Annotated in this window: 11 protein-coding genes and 1 tRNA gene; 2 read left to right on the forward strand and 10 right to left on the reverse strand. The window is 70.0% G+C overall.

Annotated elements, in window-relative coordinates; translation table 11 throughout:
• Positions 1–68: 68 nt before the first annotated feature.
• Both ispH and hpnH read left to right on the forward strand, forming a co-directional pair.
• Entirely contained in the window at positions 69–1,019 is a 951-nt protein-coding gene (gene ispH, locus GXW71_RS04960; RefSeq protein ID WP_211851287.1) for a 4-hydroxy-3-methylbut-2-enyl diphosphate reductase, read from the forward strand.
• A gap of 12 nt (positions 1,020–1,031) precedes the next feature.
• Entirely contained in the window at positions 1,032–2,195 is a 1,164-nt protein-coding gene (gene hpnH / locus GXW71_RS04965) for an adenosyl-hopene transferase HpnH (RefSeq protein ID WP_211851288.1), read from the forward strand.
• On the opposite strand, the gene GXW71_RS04970 is transcribed toward hpnH, so the two are convergent.
• The 10 genes from GXW71_RS04970 to mrdA form a co-directional block, all read right to left on the reverse strand.
• Positions 2,139–2,786 carry a phosphorylase family protein gene (locus GXW71_RS04970; protein WP_246526277.1) on the reverse strand — a complete coding sequence of 216 codons (648 nt, stop codon included), beginning with the start codon at positions 2,784–2,786 and terminating at the stop codon, positions 2,139–2,141. The two genes, hpnH and GXW71_RS04970, sit on opposite strands and share 57 nt — an antisense overlap.
• On the reverse strand, positions 2,786–4,735 hold the full coding sequence (gene shc, locus GXW71_RS04975; protein WP_211851290.1) for a squalene--hopene cyclase: 1,950 nt from the start codon (positions 4,733–4,735) through the stop codon (positions 2,786–2,788). The genes GXW71_RS04970 and shc overlap by 1 nt, the downstream gene beginning before the upstream one ends.
• Positions 4,732–5,994, reverse strand: coding sequence for a hydroxysqualene dehydroxylase HpnE (gene hpnE, locus GXW71_RS04980; protein WP_211851292.1), 1,263 nt, complete (start codon positions 5,992–5,994; stop codon positions 4,732–4,734). The genes shc and hpnE overlap by 4 nt, the downstream gene beginning before the upstream one ends.
• A complete protein-coding gene (gene hpnD / locus GXW71_RS04985) occupies positions 5,991–6,833 on the reverse strand; it encodes a presqualene diphosphate synthase HpnD (RefSeq protein ID WP_211851294.1) in 843 nt (280 codons plus the stop codon). The genes hpnE and hpnD overlap by 4 nt, the downstream gene beginning before the upstream one ends.
• Complete coding sequence (gene hpnC, locus GXW71_RS04990; protein ID WP_211851295.1) at positions 6,830–7,696, reverse strand: squalene synthase HpnC; 867 nt, start codon at positions 7,694–7,696, stop codon at positions 6,830–6,832. The genes hpnD and hpnC overlap by 4 nt, the downstream gene beginning before the upstream one ends.
• Positions 7,693–8,826: a glycosyltransferase gene (locus tag GXW71_RS04995; RefSeq protein WP_211851296.1), complete on the reverse strand. Its 1,134-nt coding sequence runs from the start codon at positions 8,824–8,826 to the stop codon at positions 7,693–7,695. Before GXW71_RS04995 ends, hpnC begins: the two co-directional genes overlap by 4 nt.
• On the reverse strand, positions 8,823–9,839 hold the full coding sequence (gene hpnA, locus GXW71_RS05000) for a hopanoid-associated sugar epimerase (protein ID WP_211851297.1): 1,017 nt from the start codon (positions 9,837–9,839) through the stop codon (positions 8,823–8,825). Before hpnA ends, GXW71_RS04995 begins: the two co-directional genes overlap by 4 nt.
• A 315-nt stretch (positions 9,840–10,154) precedes the next feature.
• Positions 10,155–10,230, reverse strand: a tRNA-Lys gene (locus tag GXW71_RS05005).
• Positions 10,231–10,279: 49 nt separating this feature from the next.
• Entirely contained in the window at positions 10,280–11,425 is a 1,146-nt protein-coding gene (rodA, locus tag GXW71_RS05010) for a rod shape-determining protein RodA (RefSeq protein ID WP_211851298.1), read from the reverse strand.
• The gene (mrdA, locus tag GXW71_RS05015; protein WP_211851299.1) at positions 11,422–13,335 is read right to left on the reverse strand and encodes a penicillin-binding protein 2; all 1,914 of its coding nucleotides are present in this window, start codon (positions 13,333–13,335) and stop codon (positions 11,422–11,424) included. Before mrdA ends, rodA begins: the two co-directional genes overlap by 4 nt.
• Between the last annotated feature and the right edge of the window lie 36 nt (positions 13,336–13,371).

The raw sequence follows: 13,371 nt of genomic DNA on the forward strand, positions 1-13,371 counted from the left end.
ATTGTTGCTCGGCGCCCGGGGTCGCACGGCGGGGGGCCGGCGGGTCGGGAACGAGGGGTTGGAGTTGCATGCGGGTTCTTCTGGCTCAGCCGCGCGGCTTCTGCGCGGGAGTGGTACGCGCCATCGAGATCGTGGAGCGGTCGCTGCAGAAATTCGGCGCGCCCGTCTATGTCCGCCATGAGATCGTCCACAACCGCCATGTCGTCGAGACGCTCAAGAGCAAGGGCGCCGTCTTCGTGGAGGATCTGGCCGAGATCCCCGACGGCGCGGTGACGATCTTCAGCGCGCATGGCGTGGCGCAGTCGGTGATCGATGATGCGGCGGCGCGTGGCCTGCCGGTCCTGGATGCGACCTGCCCGCTGGTGTCGAAGGTGCACGGGCAGGGTAAGCGCTATGTCGCCCGCGGCCGCCATCTCGTGCTGATCGGCCATGCCGGCCATCCCGAGGTCGAGGGCACGATCGGCCAGATCGAAGCGCCGGTGCATCTCGTCTCCTCGATCGAGGATGTCGCGCTGCTGGATCTGCCGCTGGACGCGCCGGTCGCCTATGTCACGCAGACCACGCTGAGCGTCGACGACACCCGCAGCATCATCGCGGCCTTGCAGGCCCGCTTTGCGGATCTCGAAGGGCCGGATGTCTCCGACATCTGCTATGCGACGCAGCATCGGCAATCCGCCGTGCGCGACCTCTGCGGCGTGGTCGACCTGCTGCTGGTGGTGGGCAGCCGGAACAGCTCCAACTCCAACCGTCTCAGGGAGATCGGGGTGGAGATGGGCCTGCCCAGCTATCTGATCGCCGATGGCAGCGCGCTCGACCCCGCCTGGCTGCAGGGGGTGGAGACGGTCGGCCTGACCGCCGGCGCCTCGGCCCCCGAGGAGCTGGTCCTGGATGTGATCGCCGCATTGCGGCGCCATGCCGATGTCGAGGTGGCGCCGATGGCCGGAATCCAGGAGAAGACCTCCTTCCGCCTGCCGCCCGAACTCCAGACGCCGGCCGTCGTCGCGCCGCCTGTCTCCTGAAGGATAGCGATCTTGGGTATTCCGTTCTTCCAGGCCGCCAGGATCGGCGCCTATCTGCTCAAGCAGGAATTGTCCGGCCGCAAGCGCTACCCGCTGGTGCTGATGCTGGAACCGCTGTTCCGCTGCAACCTGGCCTGCGCCGGCTGCGGCAAGATCGATTACCCGGATCCGATCCTCAACCAGCGCCTGTCGTACGACCAGTGCATGGAAGCGATCGATGAATGCGGTGCGCCGGTGGTCTCGATCGCGGGCGGCGAGCCGCTGCTGCACCGGGAAATGCCGCAGATCGTCGAGGGCTATCTCCAGCGCAAGAAGTTCGTGATCCTTTGCACCAACGCCCTGCTGCTGGCGAAGAAGATCGACGACTACAAGCCCAGCCCGGCCTTCACCTGGTCCATCCATCTGGATGGCAACCAGGCGATGCACGACAAATCGGTGTGCCAGCGCGGCGTCTACGACAAGGCCGTCGAGGCGATCAAGCTGGCGAAGTCCAGGGGTTTCCAGGTCAGCATCAACTGCACCCTGTTCAACGACGCCGACCCTGTGCAGGTCGCCGACTTCTTCGACGAGATGAAGGCGCTGGGGCTGAACGGCATCACGGTCTCGCCCGGCTATGCCTATGAGCGCGCACCCGACCAGCAGCACTTCCTGAACCGCACCAAGACCAAGGAGCTGTTCCGCGGCATCCTGGCGCGCGGCAATGGCGGGAAGAACTGGCCCTTCACGCAGTCGCGCATGTTCCTGAACTTCCTCGCGGGCAACGAGGCCTATCACTGCACGCCCTGGGGCAACCCGACGCGCACCGTCTTCGGCTGGCAGAAGCCCTGCTACCTGCTGGGCGAAGGCTATGCCAAGACCTTCGCCGAGCTGATGAACGACACCGAGTGGGACAAATACGGCGTCGGCAATTACGAGAAATGCGCCGACTGCATGGTCCATTCGGGGTTCGAGGCTTCGGCGGTCAGGGACATGGTGCGCAACCCGCTGAAGGCGGCGCGGGTCGCGCTTGGCGGCGTCCGCACCACGGGTGCGATGGCCAAGGACATACCGATCGACAAGCAGCGCAAGGCGGAATTCGTCTTCTCCGGCCATGTCGAGCGCAAGATGACGGAGATCCGGTCAGCCAAGCACGGATCGGCCAAGCCTGGGCCCCAGCCGACGGTAGCCGCGGAGTAACGCGCGGAAAGCGCGCTCCGCCGCGATGCCGGTGCGGATCAGCGCCGGCAGTTGCCGCGGATCGGCAGCGAGGGATCGCAGTACCGCCGGCAGGTCCATCCCCCCATCCGGCCGCATCCCGACCCGCGCGGCCGGCGGCAGGGTGTGGTCGGCTGCGTCGGAGATGACGCGGGCGGCGGCGAAAGGCAGCCCGTGCCGTTGCGCCACCCGGGCCGCCACATGCGATTCCATGTCGACCGCCAGCGCGCCCGTGGCCTGGTGCAGCGCCGCCTTCCCGGCCGCCTCGGCGACCATGGCGTCGGTGCCGGCGATCGACCCTCGCCTGGCCTCGAGCACCTCCGTCAGCCGCGCCGCCCAGCCGGGATCCGCCCGGACCTCGCCCACCGCATCCGCTACCACCCAATCGCCGGGCCGCAGCCCGGGTGCCAATGCGCCGGCGATGCCGATGCTGATGACGCCGTCCGCCTGCGGCGCGGCCTGGTCGAGTTCCGCCTCCAGCCTCCGCTGATCGCCACCGCCCAGGATCACCCGGACACCCGTACCGCGCAGGATCCGTCCTTCGCGCCGCAGCCCCGTGGCGGCGAGCAGCATCACATGCCCAACGCCATGCGCGGCGCATTGCCGCGCTTCAGGTTGCGGTAGCGCGCGAGCGCCCAGAGCGGGAAGAACAGCGGGTAGCCATGGTAGCGCAGGTAGAAGACGCGCGGGAAGCCGCCGCCGGTATAGGCGTCCTGCCTCCAGAGCCCGTCATCGCGTTGATTGGCCTGCAGCCAGGCGATGCCGCGCGCGACCGCCGGCTCCTCCCCGGCGCCCACGGCCATCAGGCCGAGCAGCGCCCAGGCCGTCTGCGACGCCGTCGAGCGGGCGGGCTGGTAGCCGCGATAATCCAGGCTGTAGCTGTCGCAATCCTCGCCCCAGCCGCCATCGGGATTCTGGATCGCCAGCAGCCAGTCCACGGCCGCCTTCACCGGCGCATCCGCCGTGGTCATGCCGATGGCGCCGAGCGCTGACAGCGCCGACCAGGTGCCATAGATGTAGTTCACGCCCCAGCGGCCGAACCAACTGCCATCGGCTTCCTGCCCGCGCAGCAGATAGTCCCGCGCCCGCACCAGGCGCGGGCTGTCGGCGGGCTCGCCGAGCTGCGCCAGCATCGAGATGCAGCGGGCGCTGACATCGGCGGTCGGCGGATCCAAGAGCGCGCCATGATCGGCGAAGGGGATGTTGTTGAGGTAGTGGTGCTCATTGTCGGCGTCGAAGGCACCCCAGCCGCCGCCCTTGCTCTGCAGCCCGACGGTCCATTCGACGCCCCGGTCGATGGCCTCGTCATAGTCGCGACCGGCATCGCATTGCCGGCGCGCGCGATCCATCGCCATCACCACGACAGCGGTGTCGTCGAGATCGGGATAATGCGCGTTGCGGTACTGGAAGGCCCAGCCGCCGGGGCGGACATCCGGCCGCTGCACGGCCCAGTCGCCCTTCACCTCCAGCTCCTGCAGCGGCTTGAGCCAGGCGAGGCCCTTGGCCGCCGCCTCGGCGGCCGCAACGCCGCCGACTTCCATCATCGCGTGGGCGGTGAGCGCCGTGTCCCAGACCGGCGAGACGCAGGGCTGGCAATAGGCTTCGTCCTCACGGATCACCAGCAGCTTCTCGACGGACCGGCGGGCGATGGCGCGATCAGGGTGATCCTCAGGATAGCCCAGCGCGTCATACATCATCACGGCATTGGCCATCGCGGGGTAGATCGCACCGAGGCCATCCTCGCCGTTCAGCCGTTCGGTGACGAAATCGCGGCACCAGTCGATGGCGCGCCGACGCGTGCGGCGCGGCCAGAGCGGCTCCACAAGCTTCAGCCCGCGATCGAGCACATTGAAGAACAACGCCCAGCCAGGGTGCTTGTGGCTGCGTGGCTTCGGCCCCTGCGGAGGCGCATCGGTGAAGAGCTCCGGGATGCGCACGCCGCGCGGGTTGCGCGCCCGCACGCGGAGCGCCTGCAGCACCAGCAGCGGCACCAGCACCGTGCGCGCCCAATAGGACATGCGCGACAGATGCACCGGGAACCAGCGCGGCAGCAGCACCATCTCGACCGGGATGGTCGGCACCTTGCCCCAGGGCAGCTCGCCATAGAGCGCCAGCAGGATGCGGGTGAAGACATTGGCGCGGCCGGCGCCGCCCAGCGCCAGGATGGCGGCGCGGGCACGCGCCATGTGCGCCGCCGCCGGATCATCGCCGATCATCTTCAGCGCGAAATAGGCCTTCACGCTGGCGCTGAGATCCATCGCCCCTGCATGGAACAGCGGCCAGCCGCCATCCGCCCCCTGGATGCGGCGCAGATACCGGCCGATCTTCGCTTCCAGCTCGGGGGCATCGGGTTCGGCCAGATGCTGGCGCAGCAGGATGTATTCGGCCGGGATGGTGGCGTCGGCCTCGAGCTCGAAGACCCAGTGGCCGTCGGGGCGTTGCTGCGCCAGCAGCGCCTCCGTCGCGCGGTCGATATCCTGGTCCAGCCCTTCGAGACCGGCCATCTCCAGCGTGTCCCTCATGCCGCCACTCTCTCCGCCCGGATACGCGCGGAAGCAAGACCCGCCGCGACCTCTCCGGAACGCAGCGCGCCTTCGATGGTCGCGGGCAGGCCGGTATCGGTCCAGTCGCCGGCCAGGAACAGGTTCGGCCAACGTGTACGCGCCGGCGGGCGACGGGCCGCCTGGGCGGGGGTCGCGGCGAAGGTGGCGCGGCGCTCCTTCACGATGCGGCTCGGCGGCGGCGGGCCGGTGAGGCCATAGACCGCCGCGACATCCTGCCAGAGGCGCGCGGTCAGCGCCTCGGTCTCGATATCCATCAGGCGACCGGCCGCGCTGACGGTCACCGACAGCCGGTCCTGGAAGGCGAAGACCCATTCCGCGGTGCCGTTGATCAGCCCGACCATCGGGGCCGCGCCTGGCGGCGGCGCGATCCGGAAATGCGCGTTCAGGATCGGCTCGAAGGCATCGGGCACCGTCAGGCCCGGCAGCAGTTCCGCGGCGACCCAGGGCGGCACCGCCAGGATCAGCGCGTCATCCGGCCCGAGTACCACCGTCTCGGCCCCGAAGGCGAGGCCGGTGACGCGATCGCCATCCCAGTGCAGCGCGCGCAGCCGGTGATCGAGCCGGACCACGGCGCCGGCGGTGTGCAGCTGGTCCAGGGCGGGATCGACGAAGGCGGCGGCCAGCGTCGGCGTCGCGATGCGCGGTCGGCTGGCGGCGCCGCCCTTGGCCAGGCTCTCGCGCAGCACGGCGCCGGCGAGCGCGACGGAGCCCTCCTCGGGTGCGGTGTTCAGCACCGAAACCAGCACCGGCCGCAGCAGCCGCTCCCAGAGCGGGCCCCGGCAGTCGATGACATCAGCGATGCGCGCATCCGGCCTGCTGCGCGTCAGGGCGGCCAGTGCCATGTAGTCGCGCAGCCGGGTCCCCGGCACCCGGCGACGCTGGTCGAAGACCCACCAGGGGATGCGGCCCTCGCTCGGGCGCAGCACCCAGCACTCGTCGGTTGCGCGATCGAGGAAGCGGTATTCGGCGCGGTCCGGCCCGGTCAGCCGATCCGTCGCCCCGATGGCGCGGAGATAGCGGATGACCGCCTGGTTGCCCGAGAGCACCAGGTGGTTGCCGTTGTCGATCACCATGTCGAGCTGACTGTCGTGGTAGGATCGGCAGCGCCCCCCCGGCTGGCGCGCGGCTTCCGACAGGATGACGCGCTCGCCCTTCGCCGCCAGCGTCACCGCCGCCGACAGCCCCGCCAGACCCGCGCCGATGACGTGGATCGTCATCCGAACAGGCCGCGGCGCGCGAGGATCCAGAGCAGGCGCGGCTTGCCGATGCGCACGCGGCGGCGCGGCGGCACCCAGCCCGCCGCCAGCATGTCCTGCAGCAGCGAGCAGTAGACGTCGCCCATGATGCGTGGGGCGAGCAAGCGTCCCTTCGGCCGCGCACGCAGCACGCGGTCAGCTTCGGCGAAATGCGCCTGCGCACGCTCGGCGAGCGCGCGGCAGGCCGCATCGACACGCGGATCGGCGATGGCGGCGGCGGGCTCCGCCGTGTCGATGCCGGCCGCGGCCAGCAATTCGCGCGGCAGGTAGAGCCGCTCGATCCCGGCATCCTCGTCGAGATCGCGCAGGATATTGGTGAGCTGCAGCGCGCGGCCGAGGTGATGCGCGAGATCCAGGCCGGGCGTCATCTCCATGCCGAAGATTTGGGTGGAGAGACGGCCGACGGCGCTCGCCACCCGATCGCAGTAGAGGTCGAGGGTGGCGAGGTCCGGCGCGCGGATATCGGCCGCGACGTCCATGGCCATGCCGTCGATCACCGCCAGGAAATCCTCCTGCCGCAGATCGAAATCGCTGATCGGCCCGGCCAGGAAGGCAGCGCGTCCGGCAGGCCTCCCGGCATAGAGCGCCGCGAGGTCGGCGCGCCATTCGTCGAGCTCGATCGCGCGGACGGGGCGCGGGCGGGTGCCGTCGTCGGCGATATCGTCGACCAGGCGGCAGAAGGCGTAGATCGCGAACATCGCCGCGCGTTCCGCCGGCGGCATCAGCCGCATCGCCGCATAAAAGGAACTGCCGGAGACCTGCGCCTGCAGCGCGGGATCGATGGTGGCGGCCGCGCTCATCCGCGGGCACTCAGCGGCGCCGCGCCGAAGCGCCGTCGCAACCGCCCCGCCGCGACACCGAGTGCCGCGAGCACCGCGAGTCCCAAGGCCTCCGGCTTGCTGTGATGCACGCGCTCGGACAGCGGGTCGCGCTTGCGCAGCCGTGCCACCAGGCTCTCCGCCAGGCCCTGGATCACGCCCACCTCCAACGCCAGCCGCCGATCGGCGATACCGCCGGCGAAGCCACGCGACTGGTCGAGCAGCGTCGCGGTGCGTCCGGCCAGTTCCACAATCACCTGCCGCAGCGCCGGCGAAGCCTGTGGTGCGCGCAGAGCCTTCACATCGAGGCCCCGCGCCACCAGCGCATCGAGCGGGATATAGACGCGGTCCAGTGCGCGAAAATCCTTCGCGCAATCCTGCAGGTGGTTGATCACCTGCAGCGCGGTGCAGAGCGCGTCATTGGCGGGCCACAGACCGCGCGCCTCGCCATGCAGGTCCAGCACGAAGCGCCCGACGGGTGCTGCGGAATAGCGGCAGTAGTCCATCAGCTCCGCCCAGTCGGCGTAACGGGTCTTGGTGCAGTCGCGCCGGAAGGCCTCCAGCAGGTCGAGCGCATGCTGGTCGGTCAGGCCGCGCGCCCGCAGCACCGCATGCAGCGCCTCGCCTTCCGGGCTGCCACCGGTGCCGCGCAACCCGGCCTCCAGCGCATCCAGCCGGCGCAGCTTGGCATCGGGCGCCGCGGTCGTGTGGTCCGCGACGTCATCCGCGGCGCGGGCGAAGCGGTAGAAAGCGAGGATGGCCGGCCGCAGCTCCGGCCGCACCAGGCGCGAGGCGACCGGGAAATTTTCGTCCCTGTGGCCCTTGCCTGAATCGAACTCGGTCATGCACTGCCTGCCATGGCCTGACTTCGCCCCTTCCACATGCCGCCCTTGCCGCGCCAGACCTGCAGCGCCGATTGCAAGGTGAACAGCGTGTAGGTCGCCCCGATGAGCGGTAGCGCCACCCCCCAAAACGGTGAGACCCGGTAGAAGCGCAGCATCGGCTGGAAGGAGAGCGCCATCAGCAGCCAGGCAGCCGCGCCGGAGAGCTGTGCCCATCCGGTGCCGAACAGCGCCAGCGCCGGCGCCGCCAGATAGGTCAGCACCATGCCAGCCACCGTCCCCGCCAGCAGCAGCGGCGAGTAGTGCAACTGCGCATAGGCCGAGCGCGACACCATCCCGCCGATCTCCGACAGGCCGCCATAGGGGCGCAGGCTGACCGCACGCCGCGTCAGGCTCAGCCGGATCGGCCCGACCTGCTTCAGCCGGCGGCCCAGCGCACAGTCATCAATGATCTCGGCCCGGATCGCAGCGATGCCGCCCGCCTGCTCCAGCGCCGCCCGCCGCACCAGCATGCAGCCGCCGGCAGCGGCAGCCTCCCGCCGGTCGGGCCGCGACACCCAGGCGAAGGGGTAGAGCATCTGGAAGAAGAAGACGAAGGCCGGGATCAGGAACCGCTCCGCCCAGCTCATGCAGGAGAGCTGCGCCATCAGCGACACCAGCGTGTGGCCGCCGGCTTCGGCGCGCGCCACCAGCGCGCGCAGGTTGTCGGGCGCATGACCGATATCGGCATCGGTCAGCAGTAGGTAGTCGGGCGTCCCGGCCGCCTTCACCCCCTGCGCCTGCGCCCAGAGCTTGCCCGTCCAGCCGGCCGGCAGCTTCGCCCCGGCCAGGATGGTCAGGCGGTCCTCGGCTGCGAGTGCGCGCGCCGCCGCCGCGGTGCCGTCGCTGCTGCCGTCATCGACCAGCACCACCCGGAAGTCACCGGGGTAATCCTGGGCCAGCAGGCTGCCGATCGAGCGCGCGATGACATCGGCCTCATTCCGCGCTGGCACCACCGCGACCACGGATGGCCAGCGCACGGGCTCCACCGGCGGCGCGACATCGTCCCGATCGCGCGCCAGCCAGAAGCCGCCGCGCGCCGCCAGCAGCCAGATCCAGATCGCGAGCACCAGCAGGCCGAGGACCAGGCTCATGCCAGGTAACCCGCTGAACGGAACCAGGCCAGGGCGTCCGCCACGCCTTCCTGACACGGCCGCGCATGGTAGCCGAGCTCCCGTTCTGCCTTGGCCGAGGTGAAGAACATCCGGTAGCGGGACATGTTCAGCGCATCGACGGTCAGCAGCGGCTCCTTCCCCGTGCGCCGCGCCACCGCCTCGGCCAGCATCGCCAGCGGGTAGAGCGGTGCGCGCGGCAGCCGGATGCGCGGCGCGCGGCGCCCGGTCAGCCGCGCGATCTCCGCCAGCAACTCGCGCAGCGAGAGGTTCTGACCGCCCAGGATGTAGCGTTCCCCGACCACGCCCCGCTCATAGGCCAGCAGATGGCCTTCGGCGATATCATCGACATGGGCGAAGTTCAGCCCAGTATCGACGAAGGCCGGGATCTTGCCGCGCGCCGCGTCCAGGATCATCCGCCCGGTCGGCGTCGGCCGGATATCGCGCGCGCCCACCGGCGTCGAGGGATTGACGATCACCGCCGGCAGTCCGTCATGGAGGACCATCTCCTCCACCGCGCGTTCGGCCATTGTCTTGCTGCGCTTGTAGACGCCGATCGCCTGATCGGGATCGAGCGGCGCCGTCTCATCCACAGGCGCGGTGGCGCCGGCGACCTTCAGCGCGGCGACACTGCTGGTGTAAACGATGCGCTCGACCCCAGCCTCCAGCGCCGCGCGCATCAGCGCCTGCGTCCCCCCGACATTGGCGCGCAGGATCTGGTTCGGATCCGGCGCCCAGAGCCGGTAATCCGCGGCAACATGGAACAGCCCGCGGATCCCGGCCAGCGCCGGCCGCAGCGATTCGACGTCGGTCAGATCGCCGGTGACGATCTCGCAGGCGAGCCCCTCCAGATTGCCGCGCTGGCTGGTCGGCCGCACCAGCGCCCGGAGCCTGACGCCACGCGCCAGCAGCGCCCGCGCGACCGCGGAGCCGAGAAAGCCCGAGGCCCCGGTGATCAGGATCGGGTCGCCTTCGCGCAGGGGGAATGCCGTCATCGGTGCACGGCCCGCGCCGCTCCTATCGGCAATGGCATCAGCGTGTTCATGCCAACCTGGCGCTCCCCTGTCGGGCCCATACAAGCCGGCGACCGGCCCCATGCGGGCCGGCGCGGGCGTCCCGCGCGAAGCTAGTCGAGGCTGGGAGAGCCGACAATTCAGTGGCTTGGTCGGCTCCAGCCGCTGCCAGGCCAGGAATGGTCGCGCAACGGGCTGCGGTCCGGAAAGCCAGGAAGGGGCCGAGGAACGGATGACCGACAAGCATCGAACCGCCGTCGGAACCTCGGAATGGGGGCTGGCGTAACCCCTTGAAAATGGTGGGCGCACAAGGATTCGAACCTTGGACCCGCTGATTAAGAGTCAGCTGCTCTACCAACTGAGCTATGCGCCCGCCAGGGCGGCGCTAATCGCCCGGCTGGCCGGGTTTGTCCAGCCCCTTTTTAATCCTGGGTGACGCCAAGCTCGGCATCGCGGTGGATATGCGCCGAGAGCAGCAGGCCGAAACCCAGCATGGTCGTCAGCATCGCGGACCCGCCATGGGAGATCAGCGGCAGCGGCACCCCGCCCACCGGGATGCTGCCGGTCACCATCGCGACGTTCACGAAGACGTAGAGGAAGAAGTTGGTCCCGAGGCCCACCGCCAGCAGCCGCCCGAACTGGTGGCGTGAGCGGAAGGCCACCATGAAGCAGAAGGCCACGACCAGCAGCAGCAGCCCCAGCACCGTCAGCGCGCCGACCAGGCCGAATTCCTCGGCCAGCATGGTGAAGATGAAGTCTGTCTGCTTCTCCGGCAGGAAGTTCAGGTGCCCCTGGGTGCCCTGCAGGAAGCCCTTCCCCCAGAGCCCGCCCGACCCCAGCGCGATCTTCGACTGGATGATGTTGTAGCCGGCCCCCAGCGGATCGCTCTCCGGATCCAGGAAGGTCGTGATCCGCGCCCGCTGGTAGTCGTGCAGGTGCTCAAAGGCGATCGGCGCCGCCACCGCGATCGCGGCGCCGAGGGCCGCGAATTTCCACCACCTGACCCCCGCCGCCCAGAGCACCGCGGTGCCCACCACGCCGGTGATCAGGGCGGTGCCGAGATTGGGCTGCTTCAGGATCAGCCCCACCGGCACCAGGATCATGATGCCCGCCGGGATCAGGAACAGCGGGTTGCCGACACGCTCCCAGCTCGCGCGGTGAAACCAGGCGGCGAGCGCCAGCACCAGCATGATCTTCATCAGCTCGGAAGGCTGGAGCTGCAGCGGCCCGATATCGATCCAGCGCTGCGCCCCCTTGCCCACATTGCCGTGCAGCAGCACCAGCACCAGCAGCGCCAGGCCACCGAGATAGCCGAGCCAGGAGAGCTTCGCGATCAGCTTGATGTCGATCATCGCGATTGAGATCATCATCACCAGGCCGAAGCCGAAGCGGATCGCATGCTTCGCCGCATAGGGCTCCGCCGAGCCGCCGCCCGCCGAATAGAGCGCCACATAGCCGACCGCCGCGATCATCGAGACCAGCACGACGAATATCCAGGGCACCTGCCAGAACTTGCTGAGCAGGCCGAGGCCGCGGTCGCGGGTCAGCAGCCGCTTCTCGAAGATCATCCGGTCCGCTCCGCCACGCGCGGCGGGGGCGGCGGTGCCGCCGGACGCAGCCGCTGGAACGCCTCCGTCATCACGTCCCGCGCCAGCGGCGCTGCGGCACCGGAGCCGGAGGTGCCGTGCTCGACCACCACGGAGACCGCGAATTGCGGGTTGTCATGCGGCGCATAGGCCACGAACAGCGCATGCGGGCGCCATTCCCGCGGCATGGTCTCCACCCGGAAGCCACGCTCCCGCTGCTCGCGCGTCACGCGCCGCACCTGGGTGGTGCCGGTCTTGCCCGCCATCTGCGCGCCGATGGTGCCAGGCAGCCGCGCGACGCGCGCAGTCCCGCCCTCCTCGTTCACCACCGCCCACATCGCATCGCGCACCAGCCGCAGGTCGCGATCGTTGATGCCGAGGGAGGGCCATTCCTCCGGCCTGCTGCCTCGCGTGGTGCGCCCGCCGATCGCCTTCGTCAGATGCGGCTGCACCGCCCGCCCGGTCGCGAGCCTGGCTGCCATGGTCGCGAGCGCGAGCGGGGTGAGCTGATAGAAGCCCTGCCCGATCCCGTGCACGACGGTGTCGCCGAGCGCCCAGGGCTTGCCCTGCGCCTCCCGCCAGGCCCGCGTCGGCATCAGGCCGCGGCGGACGCCGGGCAGCTCGATCTCCAGATCGACGCCGAGGCCGAAGCGCCGCGCCATGGCGGCGATGCGATCGATGCCCAGCCGCTTGGCCATTTCGTAGAAGAAGACGTCGCAGGAATATTTCAGCGCCTGGCGCACATCCAAGGCACCGTGGCCGTTGCGGTTCCAGCAATGGAAGCGCGCATTGCCCAGATCCATGTGCCCCGGGCAGCTCACCCGCTCGCCGGGGCCCACAACCCGTGCCTCCAGCGCCGCCAGTGCCACGACCATCTTGAAGGTGGAGCCCGGCGCGTAGAGGCCGTTGGTGGCCTTGTTGATCAGCGGCGTCGCGCGGTTGCGGGTCCATTCCCGCCACTGCGCGGCCGAGACGCCGGTGTTGAACACCGTGGGATCGAAGGAGGGCTGGCTCGCCATGGCCAGCACCTCGCCGTTCCGGGCATCCATCAACACGACGGAGGTGCCTTCCTCGATCTTGCCGCGGATCACCCGCTGCAGATCGGCATCGACGCTGACCTGCACGTCCTGGCCGGGCACGCCCTCGCGCCGATCGAGCTCCCGGATCACCCGGCCGACCGCGTTGACCTCGAACTGCACCGACCCGGCCTGGCCGCGCAGCAGGCGATCATGGGCGCGCTCGATCCCGGCGCGGCCGACCCGGATGCCCGGCAGTTCCAGCAGCGGATCCTCACCGATATCGGCCTCCGCGGGCGGCGCGACATAACCCACGATGTGGGCCATGTGCTCGGCCTCCGGATATTCGCGGGTGGTGCCGAGGTCGACGCTGATGCCGGGCAGGTCGGGCGCGTTCACCTCGATCCGCGCCATGTCCTCCCAGGTCAGGAATTCGCGCACGATCACCGGCACGAAGCGGCGCCGGCGCCGCACCTCGCGCTCCACCCGCGCCCGCTCATGCGCCTCCAGCGGCACGATCTTGGAGAAGGTCTCGAGCGTCGCCGCGACATCGGCGCTCTGCTCCGCGACCAGCAGGGCCCGCCAGTTGAGGCGGTTGCCGGCGACGACCTTGCCCTGGCGGTCGAGTACCCGTCCGCGCGGCGGCGCCAGCAAGCGGGCGCTGATCCGGTTCTCCTCGGCGAGCGTCGCGTAGCGCGCGCCCTGCTCCACCTGCAGCTTATAGAGGCGATGGCCGAGGAAGCCGAAGGCGCCGAGCTGAAGGCCGCCCAGCACCAGTGCGCGGCGGGTGAAGACGCCGCGCCGCCGCTCCTCCTCCTTGCGCACCGTCCGCTCTCCGGCGAGCGGACGCAGCGGCCGGCTGTCCTTCCAGTTCATTGTGCTCGCCTCGCGGCTCGCCGCGGCCGATTCAGA

The sequence above is a fragment of the Plastoroseomonas hellenica genome, from assembly GCF_018129085.1.
GTDB lineage: Bacteria > Pseudomonadota > Alphaproteobacteria > Acetobacterales > Acetobacteraceae > Plastoroseomonas > Plastoroseomonas hellenica.